Origin of the sequence: Kaistella soli (assembly GCF_019038595.1) — a bacterium.
Lineage (GTDB): Bacteria > Bacteroidota > Bacteroidia > Flavobacteriales > Weeksellaceae > Kaistella > Kaistella soli.
The window spans coordinates 391,242-415,962 of the sequence record NZ_JAHOPF010000003.1 but is presented as its reverse complement, the minus strand read 5'-3'; the positions used below and the strand labels follow the sequence as shown (position 1 = coordinate 415,962).

General features: G+C 39.6%; 24 protein-coding genes. 14 read left to right on the top strand and 10 right to left on the bottom strand.

Features of this window, described 5'->3' with window-relative positions; all coding sequences use genetic code 11:
* Positions 1 to 50: 50 nt before the first annotated feature.
* Entirely contained in the window at positions 51 to 401 is a 351-nt protein-coding gene (locus tag KSK37_RS07630; RefSeq protein WP_088359812.1) for an arsenate reductase family protein, read from the bottom strand.
* 70 nt (positions 402 to 471) lie between these two features.
* On the opposite strand from KSK37_RS07630, the gene KSK37_RS07625 reads away from it, so the two are divergent.
* A complete protein-coding gene (locus KSK37_RS07625; RefSeq protein ID WP_217200556.1) occupies positions 472 to 936 on the top strand; it encodes an acyl-CoA thioesterase in 465 nt (154 codons plus the stop codon).
* 102 nt (positions 937 to 1,038) lie between these two features.
* On the opposite strand, the gene rny is transcribed toward KSK37_RS07625, so the two are convergent.
* The 6 genes from rny to KSK37_RS07595 form a co-directional block, all read right to left on the bottom strand.
* Positions 1,039 to 2,610 carry a ribonuclease Y gene (rny, locus tag KSK37_RS07620; protein ID WP_217200555.1) on the bottom strand — a complete coding sequence of 524 codons (1,572 nt, stop codon included), beginning with the start codon at positions 2,608 to 2,610 and terminating at the stop codon, positions 1,039 to 1,041.
* 294 nt (positions 2,611 to 2,904) lie between these two features.
* Positions 2,905 to 3,192, bottom strand: coding sequence for a cell division protein ZapA (locus KSK37_RS07615; protein ID WP_088359809.1), 288 nt, complete (start codon positions 3,190 to 3,192; stop codon positions 2,905 to 2,907).
* On the bottom strand, positions 3,192 to 3,494 hold the full coding sequence (locus tag KSK37_RS07610; RefSeq protein WP_088359808.1) for a hypothetical protein: 303 nt from the start codon (positions 3,492 to 3,494) through the stop codon (positions 3,192 to 3,194). The genes KSK37_RS07615 and KSK37_RS07610 overlap by 1 nt, the downstream gene beginning before the upstream one ends.
* A gap of 139 nt (positions 3,495 to 3,633) precedes the next feature.
* Positions 3,634 to 4,419, bottom strand: a complete 786-nt coding sequence (porT, locus tag KSK37_RS07605; protein ID WP_088359807.1) for a type IX secretion/gliding motility protein PorT/SprT — start codon at positions 4,417 to 4,419, stop codon at positions 3,634 to 3,636.
* A gap of 3 nt (positions 4,420 to 4,422) precedes the next feature.
* Positions 4,423 to 5,145 (bottom strand): bifunctional demethylmenaquinone methyltransferase/2-methoxy-6-polyprenyl-1,4-benzoquinol methylase UbiE, encoded by a 723-nt coding sequence (gene ubiE / locus KSK37_RS07600; protein WP_217200711.1) that lies wholly within the window; start codon positions 5,143 to 5,145, stop codon positions 4,423 to 4,425.
* 8 nt (positions 5,146 to 5,153) lie between these two features.
* A complete protein-coding gene (locus KSK37_RS07595; RefSeq protein WP_088359805.1) occupies positions 5,154 to 5,723 on the bottom strand; it encodes a hypothetical protein in 570 nt (189 codons plus the stop codon).
* 103 nt (positions 5,724 to 5,826) lie between these two features.
* Here KSK37_RS07595 and KSK37_RS07590 point away from each other — a divergent pair, with 103 nt between their 5' ends.
* The 4 genes from KSK37_RS07590 (at position 5,827) to KSK37_RS07575 (ending at position 8,999) form a co-directional block, all read left to right on the top strand.
* On the top strand, positions 5,827 to 6,894 hold the full coding sequence (locus tag KSK37_RS07590) for a 3-oxoacyl-ACP synthase III family protein (RefSeq protein WP_088359804.1): 1,068 nt from the start codon (positions 5,827 to 5,829) through the stop codon (positions 6,892 to 6,894).
* Positions 6,895 to 6,960: 66 nt separating this feature from the next.
* Positions 6,961 to 8,166 (top strand): metallophosphoesterase, encoded by a 1,206-nt coding sequence (locus KSK37_RS07585; RefSeq protein ID WP_217200553.1) that lies wholly within the window; start codon positions 6,961 to 6,963, stop codon positions 8,164 to 8,166.
* A gap of 18 nt (positions 8,167 to 8,184) precedes the next feature.
* The gene (locus tag KSK37_RS07580; RefSeq protein ID WP_217200551.1) at positions 8,185 to 8,679 is read left to right on the top strand and encodes a GNAT family N-acetyltransferase; all 495 of its coding nucleotides are present in this window, start codon (positions 8,185 to 8,187) and stop codon (positions 8,677 to 8,679) included.
* 77 nt (positions 8,680 to 8,756) lie between these two features.
* On the top strand, positions 8,757 to 8,999 hold the full coding sequence (locus KSK37_RS07575) for a hypothetical protein (protein ID WP_088359801.1): 243 nt from the start codon (positions 8,757 to 8,759) through the stop codon (positions 8,997 to 8,999).
* Between the two features lie 114 nt (positions 9,000 to 9,113).
* On the opposite strand, the gene alaS is transcribed toward KSK37_RS07575, so the two are convergent.
* Positions 9,114 to 11,771 carry an alanine--tRNA ligase gene (gene alaS, locus KSK37_RS07570; protein ID WP_217200549.1) on the bottom strand — a complete coding sequence of 886 codons (2,658 nt, stop codon included), beginning with the start codon at positions 11,769 to 11,771 and terminating at the stop codon, positions 9,114 to 9,116.
* A gap of 201 nt (positions 11,772 to 11,972) precedes the next feature.
* Positions 11,973 to 12,635, bottom strand: coding sequence for a YceI family protein (locus KSK37_RS07565; protein WP_217200548.1), 663 nt, complete (start codon positions 12,633 to 12,635; stop codon positions 11,973 to 11,975).
* A 77-nt stretch (positions 12,636 to 12,712) separates the two neighbouring features.
* Between KSK37_RS07565 and KSK37_RS07560 the strand changes: the two genes are divergently transcribed.
* The gene (locus KSK37_RS07560) at positions 12,713 to 13,666 is read left to right on the top strand and encodes a sulfate/molybdate ABC transporter ATP-binding protein (protein WP_217200546.1); all 954 of its coding nucleotides are present in this window, start codon (positions 12,713 to 12,715) and stop codon (positions 13,664 to 13,666) included.
* Between the two features lie 273 nt (positions 13,667 to 13,939).
* Here KSK37_RS07560 and KSK37_RS07555 read toward each other — a convergent pair whose 3' ends face one another.
* The gene (locus KSK37_RS07555; protein WP_217200544.1) at positions 13,940 to 14,272 is read right to left on the bottom strand and encodes a zinc ribbon domain-containing protein YjdM; all 333 of its coding nucleotides are present in this window, start codon (positions 14,270 to 14,272) and stop codon (positions 13,940 to 13,942) included.
* A gap of 168 nt (positions 14,273 to 14,440) precedes the next feature.
* On the opposite strand from KSK37_RS07555, the gene KSK37_RS07550 reads away from it, so the two are divergent.
* The 8 genes from KSK37_RS07550 (at position 14,441) to KSK37_RS07515 (ending at position 24,683) form a co-directional block, all read left to right on the top strand.
* Positions 14,441 to 15,646, top strand: a complete 1,206-nt coding sequence (locus KSK37_RS07550) for an RsmB/NOP family class I SAM-dependent RNA methyltransferase (RefSeq protein WP_217200541.1) — start codon at positions 14,441 to 14,443, stop codon at positions 15,644 to 15,646.
* A 381-nt stretch (positions 15,647 to 16,027) separates the two neighbouring features.
* Positions 16,028 to 17,698 (top strand): asparagine synthase B, encoded by a 1,671-nt coding sequence (gene asnB, locus KSK37_RS07545; protein ID WP_217200539.1) that lies wholly within the window; start codon positions 16,028 to 16,030, stop codon positions 17,696 to 17,698.
* 68 nt (positions 17,699 to 17,766) lie between these two features.
* Positions 17,767 to 19,167, top strand: a complete 1,401-nt coding sequence (locus KSK37_RS07540) for an MFS transporter (RefSeq protein WP_217200537.1) — start codon at positions 17,767 to 17,769, stop codon at positions 19,165 to 19,167.
* Positions 19,168 to 19,356: 189 nt separating this feature from the next.
* Complete coding sequence (locus KSK37_RS07535) at positions 19,357 to 20,232, top strand: pirin family protein (RefSeq protein WP_217200535.1); 876 nt, start codon at positions 19,357 to 19,359, stop codon at positions 20,230 to 20,232.
* A 105-nt stretch (positions 20,233 to 20,337) separates the two neighbouring features.
* Positions 20,338 to 20,994 (top strand): NAD(P)-dependent oxidoreductase, encoded by a 657-nt coding sequence (locus tag KSK37_RS07530; RefSeq protein ID WP_217200533.1) that lies wholly within the window; start codon positions 20,338 to 20,340, stop codon positions 20,992 to 20,994.
* Between the two features lie 34 nt (positions 20,995 to 21,028).
* Complete coding sequence (locus KSK37_RS07525; RefSeq protein ID WP_217200531.1) at positions 21,029 to 22,075, top strand: LLM class flavin-dependent oxidoreductase; 1,047 nt, start codon at positions 21,029 to 21,031, stop codon at positions 22,073 to 22,075.
* A gap of 52 nt (positions 22,076 to 22,127) precedes the next feature.
* Entirely contained in the window at positions 22,128 to 23,036 is a 909-nt protein-coding gene (locus tag KSK37_RS07520; RefSeq protein WP_217200529.1) for a pirin family protein, read from the top strand.
* Between the two features lie 141 nt (positions 23,037 to 23,177).
* Entirely contained in the window at positions 23,178 to 24,683 is a 1,506-nt protein-coding gene (locus tag KSK37_RS07515; protein ID WP_217200528.1) for a catalase, read from the top strand.
* Positions 24,684 to 24,721 lie beyond the last annotated feature (38 nt).

Here is a 24,721-nt window from a genome sequence, read left to right as displayed (position 1 = left end):
GAAACGTTTATTACAAAAAACAACAGAAAAACTGCAATGTATTTCATTACCTAATCAGCAAAAAAACCTCGTAAAGCTTCCACTGTTTTCTTTTCACTGCCGATGAAAATTTCTTTATCGGTCATAAAAACAGGCCGTTTGAGGAAAGTGTAATGATCCAGTATAAGTTCTTTATAATCTTCTTCCTGTAAAGTTTTTGGGTCGATCTCGCGCAGCTTGATCTGGTTGGATTTCTTGCTGAACAGCGCCTCGTAAGAGCCTGCAAGTTTGTACATTTCCTCCAGTTCTTCTGTGGTAATAGGATTTATTTTTATTTCCCGAAGTTCCCAATCTTTCAAGTTATATTTCTTAAGAATTTTCAGACAGGTATCGCAGGTTTTTAAATAAAATACTTTTTTCATTTTCCAAAAATAGGGTTAATAAAAGGAATTTAAAAATTTTATCAATATCTTTATTTAAATTTAAGAAAATATGCAGACAAAAACCGTATTTCAGTTCATTTCTGAACCTAGTGATGTCAATTACGGAGGAAATGTACATGGGGGAAGTGTTATGAAGTGGATTGACCAGGCTGGTTATGCATGCGGAAGCTCGTGGAGTTCCAGTTACTGTGTAACAGTGTATGTCGGCGGAATCCGCTTTTATTCTCCTATTAAAATCGGGCACATCGTGAAAGTGGAAGCCGAGGTAATTTACACCGGAACCACCAGCATGCATATCGCAATTAATGTATTTTCAAGAAATATCAAACGCAAGGAATTCGAAAAGAAAACCCACTGTATCATTGTATTTGTGGCTGTTGATGATGAAGGAAATTCCGTGCAGGTTCCGAAATTTGTGCCGGAAACCGAACATGAAAAACAGATGGAACAATACGCCATCAAGCTGATGGATTTAAGAAAAAAAATAGAGGAAGAGATGCAGCCGTTTCTCTAAGCGTATTCAGATAACCCCAAAATAACAAATCCTTCCAGAAAACTGGTAGGATTTGTTATTTTAAATTTAAGAATTGTCTGTTAACTCTCTTAACCTGAGTAATTATCTTGCGATATTCACAGATCTGGTTTCACGGATTACGGTTACACGAACCTGTCCCGGATAAGTTAACTCATTCTGGATTTTTTCAGAAATATCATAAGAAAGCTGTGAAGACTGATCGTCACTTACTTTTCCGCTCTCTACCATCACCCGAAGCTCACGGCCTGCCTGAATAGCATAAGCACTGGATACACCGTCGAAACTAAGTGCTGCAGCTTCCAGGTCTTTAAGTCTTTGGATATAAGATTCTAAAACCTGACGTCTTGCACCCGGTCTCGCACCTGAAATTGCATCAGCAACCTGAATGATCGGTGACAGCAATGAAGTCATTTCCACTTCGTCGTGGTGCGCTCCAATCGCGTTAACCACTTCAGGATTTTCTCCGTATTTCTCTGCCCACTGCATCCCAAGAAGCGCGTGTGGAAGTTCAGATTCCTGCTCCGGCACTTTTCCGATATCGTGAAGTAAACCTGCTCTTTTTGCCATTTTTACATTCAGGCCTAATTCTGCAGCCATTGTTGCCGCGATGTTCGCCACTTCTCTGGAGTGCTGCAAAAGGTTTTGTCCGTAAGAAGAACGGTATTTCATTCTTCCGACAATTTTTACCAGTTCAGGATGTAAACCATGTACGCCTAAATCGATAACGGTTCTCTTTCCAACTTCAATAATTTCCTCTTCGATATGTTTTTTGGTTTTCTCCACCACTTCTTCAATACGTGCCGGATGAATTCTGCCATCAGTAACCAAGCGGTGAAGCGAAAGTCTTGCGATCTCTCTTCTTACCGGATCGAAACAGGAAAGCAAAATAGCTTCCGGGGTATCATCTACGATAATCTCAACTCCGGTTGCAGCTTCCAAAGCACGGATATTTCTACCTTCTCTACCGATAATTCTTCCTTTAACCTCATCAGATTCAATATTGAAAACAGAAACCGAATTTTCAATCGCCTGCTCTGTACCTATCCTCTGAATGGTCTGTATTACAATTTTCTTGGCCTCCTGTTTTGCATTCAGGTTTGCCTCTTCCATAATTCCCTGAACATGGGCCTGAGCTCTTGTTTTAGCTTCGGCTTTCATGGCTTCCACCAATTCGTTTCTTGCTTCCTCAGCAGAATAATTGGCTATTTTTTCAAGCATTTCCACTTTCTGTGCAGTTGCCACGTCCAGTTCCTGCTGTTTTTTCTCAAGAATTTCGTGTTTTTTGCCGTAGTCCGCGATTTGACGGTCAAGATCCTTTTCCAGTTTACCGGTCTTACTCAGCTCGTCGTTAAGCTTGTTTTCTTTGTCTTTTATTCTTTTCTCGGCGTCCTGCATTTTTCTCTCCCTGGCCTGAATATCGGCGTCGTGCTGGGATTTAAGTTCCATGAACTTTTCCTTTGCCTGCAGCTGTTTTTCTTTTCTAACGGATTCGGCCTGTACATTGGCTTTTTCTATAAGATTTTCGGCATTTTTCTTTGCATCTTCTACGATGAACTTTGCTTTTGCGTTAAGAGAACTTTTGGAAAATAACATTCCAATCACAGCTCCCAAAACAAGGCAAACAATACCGATGATAATTGCGGTTGTTGTCATATATGTTTAGTTTAAATATTCAATATTAATTTATCGCTGACAATTAAATTGCCTGATCTTTTTCATATTTAGAATCAGTTATTTTTTAATGCTCAGCCATAAAAAAAACCCACAACAATTCAGTGATATAGAGTAAACTCCTAATCAACACGATTTGAACTGATTTTCGCTTTCTGTAATCCGAGCAAGTCGGCGCGCCATTAAGTGAACTTTCGTCCGGTAATTGTTTAGCGTTGAGTTTACCTGTAATGTGTTAGAACCATTGTGGGCAGTCGTTTTGCGGAAAAGAAAAATCTACTTTTCCAGCTCTTCCAGCAACTGATTAATCTGCATTAATCTTTCGTTGGAAGCATGTATGTTTTTTTCGCTTGTGATGACTGATACTTCTGCGTTGGTCCCCAGTTTTAGGGCACACATTGCCAAAGCATCCTGTTTATCTCTCACGTCAAAATTCTGTTCAAAATCTTTAATCATCGCTTCAATCTGTTTTCCGACTTTTCGAAGCGTTTCTTCTTCGGCGGCAGGCACATTCAAAGGATAATTTCTTCCGGCAATGTTGATGGTAATTCTTCTTACTTCCATTACAACCCGCTGTTTTGAAGTTCTGCAATACATTGGTCCACTTCTTTAATCAAACGGTTGATATGGTTTTTCATCAGCCGGTTGTGATCTGGATTTCCTGTAATTGCCGAGTACAGTTTTATATTTTTTTGTTCTTCTGCTAAAACCTGGTTTTTTTTCCTCTCCTCGTCATATTTCTTCTTCAGTTCGTCATGCTCCTGGGATAATTCCAAATATTTTTCGTTGAGATTCTGGTAATTCTTCGTTACGTTCAAAACCTTTTTTTCTAAAACCGAAAAATTATTTTCTAAATCTTTGAGCATTTTCAGGCTTAATTAATTCTAACTATTTAGCAAAAATATAAAATTTAAATTTGAATTGGTGAATTATTTAAAGAATTTATTGAAATAAAAAAGAGAAAATGCGGTGCACTTTCTCTTTGGATTATATTTTACTTAAAAATTATTCGAATTTGAGGACAAACATCAGCGCCCTGGTCTTTCCGGTCGCAATCGCTGAAGTCCAGTACGGAGGTGTTTCAGCGTTATCCGATACCATTTCGTCGTTCATCATAAAGGTACCCCGGAAACCTGGAGTTAACTTAAATCTGCTGAAATAAAACTGAATTCCAACTTCTGCCGACCACGCAAAATTACTCGCAGTGGTGCGGAACATTCCCTGCTGATTATCGTCTGCTGCTTTGCTGTTCGACTGCAGATTCATCATCCAGTTCACCCCTGCTGCTGCATAAGGACGCGAATTATACCATCTGTCACCATGTACTTCGATAAGTAAAGGCAAATCAACATAAGTGGATTTTACTGTTCTAAGTTTATCTGCATCGGTAAGCGTTCTCGGAGTGAATGGCTGGTTCGCAGGCGTTCCGGCTGCATACTGATCATTTGACTGGGTATCGAACATGATTTCACGTTCTACAAACTGCAATCCCGGTTCAAATCTTATGTCAAAGTTTTCATTAAGCCTCATTTTACCGATAAGTCCGGCACCGAAGCTGTAAGAAGATTTGGTCTGCACCAGATTTTTCTGTCCGTCCATTCCGAACTTTGGGTCTAAAACGAGTTTATAATCAAAATTGTTTCCGGCAAGAAAAAAACCGTAGCTGAATTTTTGGTCGTCAAAACCTTCCAGATTATCCGCGCGGTCTTTGGTACGGAAGAGCTGCGCATTAAAAAATGACGCAACAAAAATTGCCGTAACTAAATTAATTTTTAAAACTGTTTTCCCCATATATTATTTGGTTGCCTTATAAATCGTTGCGATACCTAAACTTAGTTTTTTATATTCTACCTTTTTAAAACCTGTATTCAGAAGAATATTTTTCATTTTCTCCCCAAAAGGAAAAGCATTTACCGAATCGGGAAGATAAGTATATGCTCTGTTGTCTTTAGAAACAAGTTTACCGATCTGCGGCAAAATATTTTTAAAATAGAACATATAAAAAGGCCCTAAAAACCCTTCTACTTTAGAAAACTCAAGAATATAAACACTTTTGTTCTCCTTCACCACTCTTCTAAGCTCTGCTAAACCTTTTTCAAGATTCTCGAAATTTCTTACTCCAAATGCAACGGAAACCGCATCAAATTTATTGCTTTCAAACGGCAGGTTTTCTGCGTCTCCTTTCTGCATGGAAATCTCGCCGTCTAAATTAAGTTTTTTTATTTTATCAATACCTACATTAAGCATCTGCTGTGATAAATCTAAACCCACCACTTTTGCTCCGGTTCCTTTCTGAACGGCAATCGCCAGATCGCCGGTTCCTGTAGCTACATCCAAAACTTCTTTCGGCTGATCGTTATTCATCCATTTTACCAGAGTATTTCTCCACAGAACATCAATTTTCATGGAAAGCACGTGGTTCAGTAAATCGTATTTCGGAGCGATATTATCGAACATATCTTCAACTTCACTCTTTTTTCCTGCTTCTGTATTGTATGGTTTAACCTGGTTCAAAATGCTGTATTTTAAAATTTATAATATTCTTTATAATAATTCAGAAAATCCTGCTTTCTGAAAATCTTTGTCCGCGATTCTACTTTCTGAACATTTTTCACCACTTTATCATAATCTTCATCGATGTTAAAATAAAAATCGTCCGTATAAAGTTTATTGAAATGTTTAGGTTCGTTAAGGTAATTTTTACCGTCGATTACTGTTGCTTTTCTTGCAGCAATGAGAGAATCTTTATTCAGACCGTAACCGTAAAACTGCTCATTGATATAATAATCCTGATGTGCGATATTCAGCAGACCGCGGTCTTTGTTCACCACAAAACCTGAATCGTAAAGAATTTTCTTCTGTCCGTCGAAAACCTTAATGTCATTTTTGCCTTTTTTGAGATCTACCTGCACTTTCTGTCCGGCAGCGATAATGTTTTCATTGCCGTTATTGATCTTGAAATAGAAGGTATTATTGGTAGGATTATCTACGAGGTAATAATTTTTTTTAGCTAAAAACAAAAAGTAAACCCCAAAGGCAAACAGTACCGTGATAACCGAAATAACCAAACCTTTGGTGGAAGCACTCATTTTCATAAAAAATTGGTCTAAAAAGAACTTTTGCAAATTTAATAATAATTTTCATTCAAGCCGATACAATATTAATTCTTAACTTTGCACGAAATTTTTTAATTACAATATGCCCAACACAATCATTATAGGTTCAGGAAGTTATATTCCTACAAAAGTTATCGGGAGAGAACATTTCATCAATTCTGTTTTCTATACCGACGAAGGTGACAAAATTGACAAACCTAATGAAGAAATCATCCAGAAATTTGTGGATATCACGGAGATTGAAAACCGGAGATATTTAGAAGATGATGAATTCAATTCTGATCTGGGTTACAGGGCAGCAAAAGAAGCCATCTACGATGCACAGATTAATCAGGAAGATCTAGATTATATCATTTACGCAAGTAATTTTGGCGAAGTGGATAAAAACGGAATGACCAATTTCATGCCTTCCATGTCTGCACGGGTAAAAAACAAACTGGGCATACAGAACAGAAGATGTGTAAATTACGACATGATTTTTGGCTGTCCGGGTTGGGTGGAAGCAATGATTCTCGCTGATACCCTGATTAAAGCTAAAAAAGCAAAACTGATTCTGGTAGTAGGTTCAGAAACCTTAAGCCGTGTGACGGATGCTTTTGACCGCAACAAAATGATTTTTGCTGACGGCGCCGGTGCTGTAGTGGTAAAAGCGACCGACGAAGAAAATGTGGGGATTATCGCTGATGCAACACTTTGTGATAACAATGCGGAACTCAATTATCTTGAAAACGCACCTTCTTTAAAAAAGGATGAAGATCAAAAACCGCTCTACATCAGAATGCACGGAAGAAAAATTTATGAATACGCACTGAAATATGTTCCGGATGCCATCAAGGAAACCATTGACAAAGCCGGCTTAACTATTGATGATATCGATAAAATTCTGATTCATCAGGCGAATGCTAAAATGGATTACGCGATGATTTCCAGACTTCATAAACTGTACGGAAAAACAGATTACGATCACGCCATCGCTCCAATGACGATACAGGAATTCGGAAATTCTTCTGTGGCGACCATTCCTACAATGTTCGATTTAATTATCAAAGGAAATATGAAAGGACAGAATTTCAAAGAAAAAGGAAATATAGTTTTTGCATCCGTGGGTGCAGGAATGAACATCAATGCGATTGTTTATAAATTTCCGTAACCGAATATATTTAAAAATACAGAAAAGCACAAAACACATTTTGTGCTTTTTTATTGAAATTTACTCATGCAGAAAAATTTTTTAATCATAACAGGAATTATTTTCATCCTGGAATTTTACGTTTATCAGGCATTTAAAACCATTACCTCCAACAACTGGCTGAGAATAGGTTATTGGGTGATCACGCTTTTGGTGTATGGTTTTTTCATCTATGAATTACTAAACTTCAAGCGTACCGACCGCGATCATCACCGAATCCAGATCGTTGCGTCTATTTTTTTAATTTTCCTGCTTCCCAAACTCTTCATCGTATTTTTTCTTATTCTCGAAGATATTGGTAGGTTTTTCCGCTACCTTTTTACCTTTTTCGCTAAACCTGAGACTTATTTTCCGGAGCGGAGACAGTTCCTGAGTGTTTTAGGACTGGGAATTGCCGGGATTTTTTCAGCATTGGTCATTGACGGGATAATTTTCGGAAAATACCGCCACCGCGTTAGAAAGGTAAAAATTAAAATTGCCGGTTTGCCCCAAAGTTTCAAAGGATACAAAATCGTGCAGATTTCCGATGTTCACGCGGGAAGCTTTTTTCATCCCGAAAAATTACAGAAAGCAATCGATCTAATAAATGAACAGCAGGCAGATTTGGTTTTATTTACCGGAGACATGGTGAATAATTTCGCAAGCGAATTCAAACCTTTTGTTCCGCTATTTTCGTCGATCAGATCAAAAGACGGAAAATTTTCTGTCCTGGGAAATCATGATTACGGCGATTATGCCGAATGGAATTCAGCGGAAGAAAAAGCCCAAAACATTCCTAATTTAATCCAGCTGCAAAAAGAAGCCGGCTTTGAAATGCTTAGAAATGAGCACCGTTTTATCGAAAAGGACGGCGAAAAACTTTATATTTTGGGCGTTGAAAACTGGGGCGAAAAACCTTTTCCGCAATATGGCGATCTGAACAAAGCTTCTTCCGCGATTCCGGAAGACGCAGCAAAAATTCTTATGAGCCACGACCCTACCCACTTTGATGCGGTTGTAAAAAAACACCCTTCCAATGTACAGTTAACACTTTCCGGACATACGCACGGAATGCAGTTTGGGATCGATCTGAAAAACGTCCGCTGGTCGCCGGTGCAGTACCGTTACAGGAAATGGGCAGATCTGTACGAAAGCGAAGGAAAGCACCTTTATGTAAACCGCGGCTTCGGTGTTATCGGATTCCCCGGAAGAGTGGGAATTGAACCGGAAATTACCCTGATAGAACTGATTTAAATTTTTAATTACGACCTGATGACTTCATTTAAAAAAGCTGCTGAAGCCGATATTCAGCTGATTCGTGAACTTGCAGAACAGTCCTGGAATTCTGCTTATGCTGAACTTCTTTCTCAGGAACAGATCGATTATATGCTTTCCGAGATGTATTCGGCTGAAGAAATTTCATCACATTTACAAAATCCGAATTATCATTATTATTTAATTTTTAATGAAAACACAGCGGTAGGTTTTATCGGATTCGAACATCATTACGAACCGGAAACCACTAAACTTCACCGCATCTATTTAATTGACGGGGCAAAAGGAAAAGGCTGCGGAAAAGCAGCATTAAATTTTCTGAAAAAACAGGTTTCACTAAATGCCGATCACCGCATTATTTTAAATGTGAATAAAGAAAACAAAGCCCGCGGTGTTTACGAATCGCAAGGTTTCACTATTTATAAGGAAGATGTTTTTGACATCGGAAACGGCTTTGTAATGGACGATTACCTGATGGAATTCAAATTATAGCCTTGGTTTTTTTAGCTCAAATTTCATTTTTGGTATACTTTTAGAATACTCTGTTTTATAACATTAAAAAATAAATTATGACACGAGCTAACTTATTCACCAAGATTCAGATTTTTGCCTTAGCGGTATTCGCAAACCTTGCTACGATCATGGTTACAGCGCAGGACAAGGCTGCAGATTTAAAGGTTGACGTAGACGTTAACAAAGGAACCGACGCAATGGGCGCGGATTGGATGAGTAATCCGATTGTATGGGTAATCGGTGCTTTAGTTCTCATTATTATCATTGCCCTGGTTGCAAGAGGCGGCGGAAACAAATAAAAAAAACCACATCATATATTTCACTTAATAAAGGTCCCTTGTTTGAAAGGGATCTTTTTTTATCAAAAAACCCGGATGCTGAATCCGGGTTTTTTATTGATGTGTATTTAAAAATTAAATTTCAAGCGCTTTCTGATAAGCATTTTCGATGCCCGCCAGATTCTTTCCGCCTGCAGTCGCAAAGCCCGGATTACCGCCGCCACCGCCCTGGATTTCTTTCGCCAGTTCTTTCACGATATTTCCTGCGTGGTATTTTGCTTCCAGATCCTGTGAAACTCCGACCGTAATCATCGGCTTCTGATCAGCATCAGAAATAATAATAATTACTGAGTTTTCAATTTCTTTTTTCAGCTGGAACACGATATCCTTCACGCTTCCCGCATCCATTGAAACTTTTTTAACCAACAGTTTTTTGTCACCGCTTTCAGCAAAATCATTTTTCCAGTTCGCGGTTTCGCCTTTTGCTTTTTCTTTTTTCAAAGATTCGATTTCAGATTTTAAAACTGAATTTTCCTCAATTAATTTTTCTACAGATTTCGCTAAATCCTTTGATTTTAATAAAGCTGAAATTTCTTTGATCTGTGTTTCCAGATTTTTGAAATATTCCGCAGATTTATCACCGGAGATCGCTTCAATTCTTCTGATTCCGGCCGCGGTGGAACTTTCATTCTGAATTTTGAAATATCCAATTTCGCCTGTATTTTTCACATGAGTTCCGCCACAAAGTTCTTTTGAACTTCCGAACTGAATCATTCTTACACTGTCCCCATATTTTTCTCCGAAAAGTGCCATTGCGCCTTTCTCCATTGCTTCTGCAATCGGGATATTTCTGAATTCCTCAAGAGCAATATTCTCCTTGATTTTTGCATTTACTTTCTCTTCAACCAGTTTCAGTTCTTCTTCGCTCATTTTAGAGAAATGCGAAAAATCAAAACGGAGATAATCGGGACCTACGAAAGAGCCTTTCTGTTCTACGTGCGTACCCAGAACCTCTCTCAAAGCCTCGTGCAGCAAATGCGTCACCGAGTGGTTTGCCTGAGTGTTTTTGCGGTCTGCTGTATTTACTTTTGCATAAAAAACAGCGCCAGCATCTTTCGGTAAATCTTTAACCAGAGAAACAATCAGGTTATTTTCCTTTCGGGTTTCCAAAACCTCAATGATATCGCCGCAATTGGTAATATTAAAAACAACAGGACTTGAAATATCAAAGCCTTCTGTATAACTTGGAATAAGAATTCCTTTGTCGCCAACTTGACCGCCGCCTTCAGGATAAAACGGAGATTTCGATAAAACGATCTGATAAAATTCACCGTCCTTATTCTCGATTTTACGGTACCGCGTGATATAAGTTTCAGCTTCTGTCTGGTCGTAACCAACGAAACTTTCCTGCTTTTCTTCCAGAATCACCCAGTCGTGAACTTTCTGCGCAGATGATTTCTTAGAACGCTGTTTCTGCTTTTCCATTTCTTCATCAAAGCCTTTTTCATCAACCGTCAGCTGCTTTTCTTCAGCGATAATTCTTGATAAATCTGCCGGGAATCCGTATGTGTCATACAATTCAAAAACCTCAGCACCCGGAAGTGTTTTTTCGTTTTTGGAAATCGTTTCATTAATGATTAAATCAATTCGCTTCAAACCGTGTTCGATGGTTTTTAGGAAAGAAGATTCTTCTTCTTTGATCACTTCTGTAACCAGTTTCTGCTGTTTTACCAACTCCGGGAAGAAATCTCCCATTTCATTTCTTAAAACTGCCACCAGTTCGAAAAGGAATGGTTCTTTCATTCCTAAAAAACGGTAAGAATACGAAATCGCTCTTCTTAAAATTCTTCTGATTACATAACCGGCACCTCCATTGGAAGGCAGCTGTCCGTCCGCAATTGCAAACGCAACCGCTCTGATATGATCGACAACCACACGGATTGCGATATCTTTTTCGTCTTCTAAAATTCCGGTATATTTTTTACCTGAAAGTTCTTCTACTCTAGCAATTAAAGGTGTGAAAACATCAGTATCGTAATTCGATTTTTTGCCTTGCAAAGCCATACACAGACGCTCAAAACCCATTCCGGTATCAACGTGCTGTGCCGGTAATTTCTCTAAACTTCCGTCGGCTTTCCTGTTGAACTCCATGAAAACGTTGTTCCAGATTTCAACGACCTGAGGATGATCATTATTGATTAAATCAACTCCGGGAACTTTAGCTTTTTCTTCTTCAGATCTTAAATCTACATGAATTTCTGAGCAGGGCCCACAAGGTCCGCTTTCGCCCATTTCCCAGAAATTGTCTTTTTTGTTTCCGTTGATGATTCGGCTTTCGTCGATATGCGATTTCCAGTAATCATAGGCATCCTGATCACGTTCCAGATTTTCGGAAGCATCACCTTCAAAAATGGTTACATATAAATTCTCTTTCGGAATTTTATACACTTCAGTCAGCAGTTCCCAAGCAAACCCGATGGCTTCTTTCTTGAAATAATCGCCAAATGACCAGTTCCCCAACATTTCAAACATCGTGTGATGATAAGTATCACGACCCACATCGTCCAAATCGTTGTGTTTCCCCGAAACTCTCAGACATTTTTGAGTGTCCGCAATTCTCGGCGCTTTCGGTTTTTTATAACCGAGAAAATAATCCTTAAACTGCGTCATTCCCGAATTCGAGAACATCAAAGTAGGATCATCTTTAAGCACAATAGGCGCCGAAGGAACGATAAGGTGTCCTTTTTCTTTAAAATAATCTAAAAACTGCTGTCGTATCTGTTGTGAAGTCATAGTTAGGTTTTGCTTTTAGCGGTTGCTTTGGCTTTTTTTGTAAGCATGCAAATTTAGGAAATTTTGAGGTAAAAACAGGAGGCAAATCCCGGTCTTCAAAATTAATCTTATGTCCTGAAGAACAAAAGTTTGTCAAAAAAAAATCTGTCCCAAAAAAATGAGACAGATTCACATCACTTATTACACTTAAATAAAAAAAATTTATTTCTTTTCCATGGCCTTCACCAAAATCTGAAGATTTACTTCATCTTTAATGACACCGTTTGCCAAAGGAAGCTGGAATCTCACTCCAAAATCTTCCCTGTTGATATCCTTAGGCTCGGTCGCAATACTTACGATTCCGTCCTTTACAGATACATTTGCATTAAACTGTACCGGCTTTGTAATGCCCTTGATCGTAAGATTACCGTCCAGTAAAGTATTATAATCTCCGCCTGCGGTATTGTCAGTCACTTTCGTAATTTCGTAGGAAGCGGTCGGAAATTTTTCAACTTCAAAGAAATCTCCGCTTTTCAAATGCCCGTTCAGCTTATTCAGCTGTTCTGCATCATCCTTTAGATCCACTGACGTTAATGAATTCATATCCGCCACAAATTTTCCGCTTTCTAGTTTCCCGTCTTTTACCGTAACATCACCGCTTTCGAACTGTATGGTTCCGAAATGGCTGGTATTATCGGTCTTTACGACTTTGAAACCTTTCCATTCGATACGGCTGTTCAAAGTATCCAATTCAAATGTACTTCCTTCCTTCGTGGTTGAAACCACGTTTCCTTCGCTGGTTAAAGGTTTGTCTTTTCCACACGAAACTAATAAAATTCCTGCAAAAAATGCCGAAAAAATCGTAGTTTTGATTACCGTTTTCATTAGAAAGTTAAATTTAATTGTTTCCGCTAAAATAATAAAAAATTTCATAATACTTTCAAAAATATTATTTTCGCAATATGCTACTAGAAATCAAACGTTTATTTTTTTCGTATTCCCCTGAAAAAAAACTTTTTCAAAACCTCAACCTTACTATTAACGAGGGAAAAATAATGGCTCTTGCAGGCGAAAGCGGCTGCGGAAAATCGACATTATTGAATTTAATTTACGGATTGCTGGATTGGGAAGAGGGCAAAATCATCTTTGACGGAAAACCCACTTTCGGTCCTAAAAAAAATATTGTTCCCGGGGAAGCCGAGATGAAGCTGGTTGCGCAGAATCACGATCTGATGCCCTATTCCACAGTTGCGGACAATGTAGGAAAGTTCATTTCAAATATTAATCTGGCAGAAAAGAAAGCAAAAGTTCTGGAACTCCTGAAAGTAGTTGGGCTGGAAGATTACGCGAACGTTCAGCCTAAATATTTAAGCGGCGGACAGCAGCAGAGAGTGGCTATTGCGAGAGCACTTTCGGTAATGCCAAAACTGCTTTTACTCGACGAGCCTTTCAGTAATCTGGACTTTTCACGAAAAATTGAACTCAGGGAAAGGCTTTTTAATTATGTAAAAGAGAAAAACATCTCGATGATGATTTCCACGCATGAAATTCAGGAAGTAATGCCGTGGCTTGATCAGATTATTGTGCTTCGGGACGGACGATTAATTCAGAATGACAGCCCGGAGGAAACCTATAAAAATCCTTATGATGAATACGTTGCGAAACTTTTCGGCGAAGTGAATGTATTCTCTGATGAGGAAAAAAAGCAGTTTAATCTTACAGGAAACTTCTGGTATCCGACTGAACTCAAAATTTCGGATTCCGAAAATATTCAGCAGGAAATGAAAGCAGAGGTTTTGGAAAGCCGGTTTGCAGGCAACCATTACTGGAATAAAATCTTCTTACAGGAAAAAAAACTGGTGATCTATACCGGCGAGAAACTGGAAAATCACGTGAATATCCAATTTAAAAAATAGGGTCAGCTTAAAACTCTTACATTTACATTTTTGTCTTTTTACTTTCCTGATTTGGTTTGAATTTTGAAAAGAATTTATTAACTTTACACTTCCCGATTAAGGAAATTTTTGGTTAATACTCTTTCTGCCTTTAAGACGAAATTAGTCCCGTTTATTCAGGACAACCAAGTCTGGAAAAGTACCCTGTCCAAATCTTTCCTTTTTTTTTGTGCCTTATAAACACGTAGGAACACGCTTAAAGCCTGTTCCTACTATGATCTTACATTTCTGGAATTAAGCTTTCTTCACAAATTCCGATTTTAAAGCCATCGCTCCAAAACCATCAATTTTACAGTCGATATTATGATCAGAATCTGGGCGTAGACGGATATTTTTAACCTTTGTTCCCGCTTTTACCGGTTTCGGCGCGCCTTTTACAGGTAAATCTTTCATGACGATGATAGAATCTCCGTTTTGCAGTTCGTTGCCGTTCATATCCAGAATAGTATCGGCATTATCTGTTTCTTTCGGGTCCCACTCATGAAAACACTGGGAACATACCTGCAGATTATCCTGTTCATAAGTAAATTCCGACTTGCATTTCGGGCAAAGGATTGTATCGCTCATTTCTTTAATTTTTGTTACACAAAAGTAAGCTATTTTATGATCCCTGTCAAGATGCGGAATTCCACAAAATTTTTAGAGCTAAATCATTCAATTAATTCTGTTTTAAATTCCGTATTTTTGCAAAAATTTCAGGATACAAATTCTGAAACTTAAATTTAAAATCATTTAATGGAACTCATACACAGAAACTTACTGATAGGAATTCACGACGCTTTAGAAGAAACATTCTTTCAGGACAGAAAATATGCCGATAAGGTTATAGAAAGACTTTTAAAAGCCCACAGACAATGGGGAAGCGAAGACAGAAAAGTGGTTTCGCAGATCTTTTACGACATTATCAGATGGAAAAAACGCCTCGAATATTATATGGGAGAAGGCGTAAAACCGAACAATATCTATAAACTGATTCTGACATACTGCCTTTGGACAAAAACGCATTATAAAAAATTCGAGGAGTTCGACGGAATAAAAAATGCGGATATCCTCAATAAACTCAAGAAAAACACAGTACCGACAAAAGCGATTGAATATTCAATTCCTGAATGGCTGGCTGAAACTTTGGAGAAAGAACTCGGCAAAAACTGGGAAAGAGAAATGTATGCGCTTAATGAGCAGGCACCAACGATTCTTCGTGCAAATACTCTGAAAACAACCGCTAAAGAACTTGTTTCCGATTTGAGAGACGAAAATGTGGAAAGTTTCCAGATCAAAAATTATCCTGATGCCGTTCAGCTTGAGGAAAAGAAAAACGTATTTCTTACTTCAGCTTTCAAGGATGGTTTGTTCGAGGTTCAGGACGCTTCTTCGCAAAAAATCGGTGAACTTCTGGATGTTCAGGAAGGAATGCGGGTTGTAGATGCATGTGCAGGAGCCGGCGGAAAAACCCTTCACTTGGCAGCTTTGATGAGAAACAAAGGACAGATCATCGCGCTGGATATCTATGAGTGGAAACTTGCAGAACTGAAACGCCGTGCGAAAAGAGCCGGCGCTCACAATATCGAAACCCGCTTTATCGAGGACAATAAAGTCATCAAAAGACTTCACGAGAAAGCCGACCGTGTGCTGATCGATGCGCCTTGTTCCGGCTTGGGAGTTTTGAAAAGAAATCCGGATTCCAAATGGAAAATCGATCAGGATTTTATCGACAGAATTAAAAATGAGCAGCAGCAGATCCTTCAGGATTACAGCAAAATGCTTAAAAAAGGCGGAAAAATGATCTACGCGACATGTTCTATTTTGCCCAGCGAAAACAATGAACAGGTGGAGACATTCCTCAAAAACAACCAGGGATTCACTTTAATCAAAGAAGAAAAAGTGATGCCAAGTGAAGGCTTCGACGGCTTCTACATGGCACTGATCGGAAGAAACGCTTAATAATTACTTTAATAAATACAAAAGCCATTTCAGTTGAAATGGCTTTTTTTAGGAGCAACCGGACATACGCTTTGTTTGAAGTCCGGTCCCGCTTTCCGCTATATCTTTTGCTGCACTTCGTTCCGCAAAAGGATGCCGCTGCAATCGGGGCTATAAGAAAAAACGCTTCTCCCCCAACCTTCGTGCTTCTAAAAATTTTCAATCAAAAACATGAAAACTTCCTTTTCAACTGAACTTTTTCCGCTTTTAAACTTAATTACAGTAAAATATTCCCATATTTCAATTTTTTGTTTCGTTTTATAAACATTTACTCTAAGTTTGCATTAGAATTTTAATTATTAATTATCTCCTGATGAAGATCGGGATAAAATCATAAAACCTATGTGCGGAATTGTATGCCTGTTTGATGCAAAACAAAAAACGGACGTTCTTCGTCCTCAAATATTAGAAATGTCCAAGAAAATCCGTCACCGCGGCCCGGATTGGTGCGGAATTTTCCAGGACGAAAAAGTAATTTTCTCCCACGAGCGACTGGCAATTGTGGATCCAACTTCCGGAAAACAGCCGCTTTTTACCAAAGACGGAAAAGTAGTATTGGCAGTCAACGGCGAAATCTATAACCACCAGGAACTGCGCGCAGAATTCCCCGATTACGAATTTTTAACCCATTCCGACTGTGAAGTGATTTTGGCTTTATACCGCAGAGACGGAAAAGATTTCCTCGAAAAACTCAACGGAATTTTTGCCTTCGCTCTTTATGACATGGAAAATGAGGTTTATCTCGTTGGCCGCGACCATATGGGAATCTGCCCGCTTTATCAGGGTTGGGACAAAAATGGAAATTATTATGTCGCTTCTGAGCTTAAGGCGCTGGAAGGTGTTTGCAAAACCATAGAAACTTTTCTGCCGGGACATTTTCTTTACAGCAAAGACGGTTATGAAATGCAGAAATGGTATCACCGAGAGTGGGAAGATTTCAAGAATGTAAAAGACAATATAACCGATATTTCAGCCATCAGAAAAAGTCTCGAAGCCGCAGTGCACCGCCAGCTGATGAGCGACGTTCCATATGGAGTCTTACTTTCCGGCGGTTTGGATTCTTCCATCATTGCCGCGGTAACCGCCAAATACGCTAGAAACAGAATTGAAAGCGGCGACACTCAGGAAGCCTGGTATCCTCGGCTTCACAGCTTTGCCGTAGGTTTGGAAGGTTCGCCGGATTTAGTGGCCGCACAGAAAGCCGCAGATCATATTGGTTCCATTCACCATGAAGTGCATTTCACCGTACAGGAAGGTTTGGACGCTGTTCGCGATGTAATTTATCATCTTGAAACTTATGATGTAACCACCGTTCGGGCTTCTACGCCGATGTATTTGTTGGCAAGAGTCATTAAATCAATGGGAATAAAAATGGTGCTTTCCGGCGAAGGAAGCGATGAACTTTTTGGGGGATATCTCTATTTCCATAAAGCCCCGAATGCCAAAGAATTCCACGACGAAACAGTAAGAAAACTGGGCAAACTTCACCTTTACGACTGTTTGAGAGCCAACAAAGCCTTGATGAGTTGGGGAATTGAAGGCAGAGTTCCTTTTCTGGATAAGGAATTTATGGATGTAGCGATGACAGTAAACCCGAAAGATAAAATGATCAGCAAAGCCGAAGGAAAAATGGAGAAATGGGTTTTGAGAAAAGCATTTGAAGATTTGCTTCCGGAAAGTATCGTGTGGAGACAGAAAGAACAGTTTTCTGATGGCGTAGGATATTCCTGGATTGATTCACTGAAGGAACTCGCCGAAAAGGAAGTAAGCGATGAAATGATGGAAAATGCAAAATTCCGTTTCCCTCTGAACACGCCACAAAACAAAGAAGAATACCGGTACAGAACTATTTTTGAAGAACATTTCCCAAGCGAAACAGCCGCAGCGACAGTTCCTTCTGTTCCGTCAGTTGCATGTTCAACACCAATTGCGCTGGAATGGGACGAAGCTTTTAAAAATGCTAATGACCCAAGCGGAAGGGCTGTGATCAGCGTTCACGAAGACAGTTATTAATTCTTCATATCAAATCAGCATTTTAAATCCCGTAATTTTCCACGGGATTTTTTTTTTAAATTTGTTTGATGCTTGCAAAAAATGAAATCCAGAATACATCTGTAAAAAAATATCTCCCTTTGATTTTGGGCACGGCAATTTTTATGCAGATGCTGGATTCTACCATTCTCAACACCTCGCTCCCATCCATTGCAAAAGATTTAAACGAATCGCCGCTCAACATGCAGAACGCAATCATCAGTTATGTATTGACGTTAGCTTTGTTTATGCCGGTCAGCGGATTTTTGGCAGACAAATTCGGAACAAAAAAAATATTTATTTTCTCCCTGGTTATCTTCAGTTTGGGGTCTTTGTTTTGTGCACTTTCGCAGAACTTAACGCATTTGGTTATTTCACGGGTGATTCAGGGCGTTGGCGGAAGTTTGATGACACCGGTGGGAAAACTTGCGCTCATGAAAGCTTTTCCTAAAAACGAATTGGTAAAAGCGATGAATTTCGCAATTGTTCCTGCACTCATCGGGCCTGTTCTCGGTCCGTTAGTCGGCGGTTACATGGTCGATTATCTTTCCTGGCACTGGATTTTTATCATCAATATTCCGATTGGATTACTTGGGATTATTCTGGGTTTAAAATACATGCCGAATTACAAATCAATCGCGGCAGAATTTGATCTGAAAGGTTTTCTCATTTTCGCCTCCGCTTCCCTTCTGCTTTCCATATCACTGGAACTGTTCGGCAATACAGCAAACACAACCACGGTTTTACTGATTTTTATCTTGGGTTTTCTGATGATTTATTACTATTACAAACACGCCAGCAAAACCAAAAATCCGATATTTCCGCTAAATTTATTTAAGGTAAGAACATTTCGCGTCGGAATTTTAGGCAACCTGGCAACAAGATTAGGAATCAGCGCAATTCCGTTGCTTTTGCCGTTGATGATTCAGATTGCTTATGGCGAAAGCGCTGTAATTTCCGGCTGGATTGTCGCTCCAATGGCTTTAACTGCAATGTTCGGAAAATCCTCTGTTATCAATATTTTAAACAGATTCGGCTACCGGAAAACTTTAATGACCAATACTTTTATCATCGGAATTTTAATCTGCTGTCTTGGCATTCCCGGAATGCATTCTTCAATTTATTGGTATGTGCCCATTATTGCGGTACTGGGGTTTTTCAATTCCATTCAGTTTACTTCGATGAATACCATTTCTATCGCAGATCTGCGGAATTCCCATACCAGCAGCGGAAATTCATTACTCGCCGTCAACCAGCAGCTGGCAATCGGTTTCGGAATTGCTTTTGGATTAATTGTGCTGAAACTTTTCGAAAACAACACCGCTTTACTTCACGGAAATCCTCATCTGGCATTCCGTTACACCTTTTTTGTGGTTGGTATTCTTACCGTTCTTTCAGGTTTTGTTTTCCGTCGCCTTCATTCAAAAGACGGCGAAAATATGAAATCCTGAGAATAATGTTGTTCTGTATCAGGTTCAGCTTAAATCAATTCCATTCTTAAAGAAAAACCTACACCAATAATCCTCCGTGTTTTAAATTCAGGCATTAAACAACTGATAAACAACAATATACATTCTTATCCTACATCAATGTTTTTGCAGTTCTGCTGAAGTACTTTTGTATGATAAAAAAATAACACAATGGCAACTAAAAAAGTAGAAATTATAGTACAGCCAAAACCTCCACATTTTGTGGGAGACGGCTTCAGAGTACACAACTTCATCCCAAGCGGATTCCGTCTGGACATGAAAAGAATGGATCCTTTCATTATGCTGGATTACAACTCGAAATTCCATTTTTCCGGAACAGACACTCCAAGAGGTGTTGGCGTGCATCCGCACCGGGGCTTCGAAACCGTAACAATCGCCTATAAAGGCCGTGTTGAACATGGCGACAGCGCAGGGGGCGGCGGAATTATCGGTGAAGGTGATGTTCAGTGGATGACCGCAGCTTCCGGGGTACTTCATAAAGAATTTCATGAAACAGAATGGGCCAAAGAAGGCGGCATTTTCCAGATGGTGCAGCTTTGGGTGAATCTTCCCGCTAAAGACAAAATGAGCCCTCCGAAATATCAGGCCATCAAAAATTCAGAAATGAAAAATGTTGATCTGGGCGAAAATGGATTCATCGAAGTTATTGCAGGTGATTACAACGGCGAAAAAGGTCCGGCGTCCACTTTCAGTCCTGTGAATTTAATGAACGCCAAACTGAAAAAAGGCGGAAAGGCAGATTTCAGTTTTCCGGCGGGTTTCAACACAGCGGCTTTGGTGATTGAAGGAAGTGTTGTGGTTAATGGCGGAGAAAAAGTTCCGACTGACCATCTCGTTTTATTCGGAAATGAAGGGGAAAACTTTACCTTCGAAGCTACCGAAGATTCTATAGTATTGGTGATCAGCGGAGAACCTTTAAATGAACCTATTTTTCCCCACGGTCCCTTCGTAATGAATTCGCGTGAAGAAATAATTCAGGCTTTCGACGATTACAATAACGGCAAATTCGGCTATCTGGAAGATTAAAGTTTTGTTAAAAATAGCAGCTGATGATTTTGGCTGTTATTTTTTCCTCTAACTTTAATTAATCAAGAAAAAAAATAATTCCATTCAACTTAAAAATTTAAAAAAATGAAAATATCACTTATAGGCGCAACAGGTTTTGTAGGAAACGCTATTCTTAACGAACTTTTAGATCGAAATTATCAGGTAAATGCAATTGCAAGAAATCCGGATAAAATCACCATTGAAAATGAAAACCTTCAAAAAAACAGCATTGACATCTTCAGTGAAGAAGATCTGGCGGAAGCCTTAAAAGGCAGCGATGCAGTCATCAGCGCCTACAATCCCGGCTGGACAAATCCAAATATTCACGAAGAGTATCTGAAAGGTGCAGAAGCGATCCAGAATGCAGTGGAAAAATCCGGAGTGAAAAGACTTATCGTCATCGGCGGTGCCGGAACTTTAAAAATTGACGGAAATCACATTGTTGACGGACCGGATTTCCCGAAAGAAATTTATCCCGGAGCAAGTGCAGTGAAAAAATATTTTGTCGAAAACCTTTCTAAAAACGAAATCCTCGACTGGGAATTTTTCAGCCCTGCTTTAGAAATGAATGTGTTCAGTGAAGATCAGGCAAAAACCGGAAAATACCGTTTGGGGACAGATTCGCCGGTTTTTGACAACGAAGGACGTTCAAGACATTCGGTACAGGATTTAGCGATAGCCATAGCAGATGAAATCGAAAACAAAAAATTCAGTCATCAGATTTTTACAGCGGCTTATTAATTCATTTAAATAAGCTCAGATCAAACCTTTTTACATGAAAAAATTAGAATTCGGCTTAATGACTTTTGCTGATATGGCACCGGAAACGGTTGCAGGCAAAGGAATCAACGCCCACCAAAGAATACAGAATCTTTTAGAAGAAATAAAACTGGCCGATGAACTGGGCATTGATGTTTTCGGAATTGGAGAACATCACCGTCCTGATTACGCAGTTTCTTCGCCCACAACAGTTCTCGCGGCAGCAGCGGCAGTTACAAAAAATATCAAACTGACGAGTGCGGTGACCGTTTTAAGTTCAGAAGATCCGGTTCGGGTCTATCAGCAGTTTGCAACCATGGACGCTATTTCCGGAGGAAGAGCAGAAATCATGGCGGGACGAGGTTCTTTCATAGAATCATTTCCTCTGTTCGGATTTGATTTAAATGATTACAACGAACTTTTCGAAGAAAAACTTGATCTTTTACTTAAAATCAATAAAGACGAAAAAATTTCATGGAGCGGAAATCTGCGTGCACCTATTCATGATTTAGGAGTTTATCCAAGAGCGTTAAACGGAGAAATTCCGGTTTGGCTGGCCGCTGGCGGCACTCCGGCTTCTGCAGTAAGAGCTGCAAAACTTCATCTTCCTCTGATGCTTGCAATCATTGGCGGAATGCCGCGTCAGTTTACTCCTTTCATTAACCTTTACAAAAAATCTGCGCTGGAAAACGGCGTGAAACCTGAAGATTTGCAGGTCGGAATCAACAACCACATGTTTGTAGGTCTGGATGGCGAAAAAGCAGCAGACGATTTCTTCCCTTATTATGCACAAATGATGGACCGCGTAGGCAAGAGCCGCGGTTGGCAGCCGATGACGCGTGATCAGTTCGAATATATGCGCGGTCCGGAAGGTTCGCTAATGGTCGGAAGCGTGGAACAGGTAGTTGAAAAGCTCATTTATGAATATGAACTTTTCGGATTTACCCGGTTTTTTGCACAGGCAAGTTTAGGATTTGTTCCGCACGAACTGACGATGAAATCTATTGAACTTTTCGCCACCAAAGTTATTCCGGAAGTAAAAAGACGGTTAGGCGTTAATTAAATCCTTAATCCTGTTTTTAATTAAATTCTATAAAATAAAAATTGAATCAGTCATGTCAAACATCGGATTAATTATAGAAGAAAAAGCCGCCGACATCGGTAACTTTTTAGTAGGAAGGCTGCTTCCGTTCCGTGAAAAAAGAGCGATAGGTCCGTTTGTATTCATCGATCACATGGGTCCTGTCGCGCTGAAAGATTATCAGAATCTCGATGTGGCACCGCATCTGCATATCGGACTTTCCACGCTTACCTATCTTTTTGAAGGTTCCATTCAGCACAAAGACAGCCTTGGAAACGATATCGAAATAAAACCCGGCGCTGTAAACTGGATGACGGCGGGCAAAGGCGTTGTACATTCTGAACGGACTCCGGAATATTTAAGACATACCGAAAAACACCTTCATGGTTTTCAAATCTGGGTAGGTCTGCCGAAAGATCTGGAACAAAGTGAGCCGGCTTTTCACCACACGGAAGCTTCGGATATTCCGGTTTGGACTGAGGGTGACCTACAGTATAAACTGATTGCAGGCGAACTTTTTGGACAGAAATCGCCGGTTCCTGTTCATTCTGAATTATTTTTTATTGAAATTAAAAGCGAAACAGCACAAAAAATCAATATTGGAAAAGAATTATTCGGTGAAGTGGCCATGTATGTTCTGGATGGAAATGTAAATATTGAAGCAAATACATTTTCCGGAAAACAGCTGCTCATTGCAAAGAATGCCACGCTATGCGAATTTGAAATCTGTGAAAATTCTACGGTCTATCTTTTTGGCGGAGAACCTTTTGAAGAAGAACGTTTCATTTTCTGGAACTTTGTTAACTCAGATAAAGAAATCATTGAGCAGGCAAAACAAAACTGGAATCAGCAGAACCACGAGGCGTTTCCTTTGGTTCCTGGTGATGAAAAAGAATTTGTGCCGCTTCCGAAAGCCATTTTAAATTCAAAACTTTCTAAGTAACTGGGTTTTAACTCTTTAATATTTTGAGAATTAGAACATCAAAATCTTCTTCTGTCATAACAATATTATCATTGTATTAGACAAAATGAATGATATTAAGCTATTTTAATTTGTAACTTTATCTTACAAAATATCATAATCATGGAAGAAAAGAAAAAACTCACAAGACAGACCGGAGCACCTGTTCCCGACAATCAGAATGTACAGACCGCCGGACCAAGAGGACCTATGCTGATGCAGGATTTTTGGTTTCTTGAAAAAATGGCCAACTTTGACAGAGAAGTAATTCCGGAAAGAAGAATGCATGCGAAAGGCTCCGGAGCTTTCGGAACTTTCACCGTGACCCACGATATTTCGCAATATACCAAAGCGCATATCTTTAATGAAATCGGCAAAAAAACAGAAATGTTTGCAAGGTTTTCCACCGTTGCCGGAGAACGCGGCGCTGCCGATGCAGAAAGAGATATCCGAGGATTTGCATTAAAATTTTATACCGATGAAGGAATTTGGGATTTGGTGGGAAATAACACACCGGTTTTCTTTTTCCGTGACCCGATGAAATTTCCGGATCTGAACCATGCCGTAAAACGTGATCCTAAAACCAACATGCGGAGTGCCAATAACAACTGGGATTTCTGGACTCTGCTTCCTGAATCACTGCATCAGGTAACCATCGTGATGAGCGACCGCGGAATCCCTCATGGATACCGGCATATGCACGGTTTCGGAAGCCATACCTACAGCTTTATCAATCATGCGAATGTACGGCATTGGGTAAAATTCCATTTCAGAACCCAGCAGGGAATTGAAAATTTAAGTGATGAAGAAGCCGGAAAATTAATCGGAATGGACCGTGAATCTGCACAAAGAGATTTATTTGAAAACATTGAAAAAGGAAATTTCCCGAAATGGAAAATGTTTGTACAGATTATGACCGAAGAGCAGGCCAAAACGTACCGTTTTCATCCGTTCGATTTAACGAAAGTATGGTCGAAAAAAGATTTTCCATTAATTGAAGTAGGTGAATTTGAACTCAATAAAAATCCGGAAAACTATTTTCAGGATGTGGAACAGGCCGCCTTCAATCCAACGAATATTGTTCCCGGAATTGGATTTTCACCAGACAAAATGCTTCAGGGAAGATTATTTTCTTACGGCGATGCGCAGCGTTACCGTTTGGGCGTGAATCATTTTCAGATTCCGGTAAATAAGCCGAGATGTCCTTATCATGCCTTCCATAGAGACGGCCAGATGCGCGTTGACGGAAATTATGGTGCGACAAAACATTATGAACCGAATAGCTACGGCGAATGGCAGGACCATCCTGAAACGAAGGAACCTCCTCTGGAGCTGTCGGGCGATGCGTATGCACACAATTTCCGGGACGATGATGAAGATTATTTCACTCAGCCTGGAGATTTGTTCAGAATTATCAAAGCCGACGGGAAAGCTGAGGCACTGTTTAATAATACCGCAGCCAATGTGGGCGGTGCCGAAAAATTCATTCAGATCCGCCACATCAGAAACTGCTATAAAGCCGATCCGGAATATGGGGAAGGCGTAGCAAAAGCATTGGGATTGGATATGCTGGAAGTTTTTAACTTCGATATGGCTCCTTACGATCAGTGGGCACCGGGAAAATCATAAATCTGAAAAAAGAAGTGGAAAATTAAATTGATTTTCCA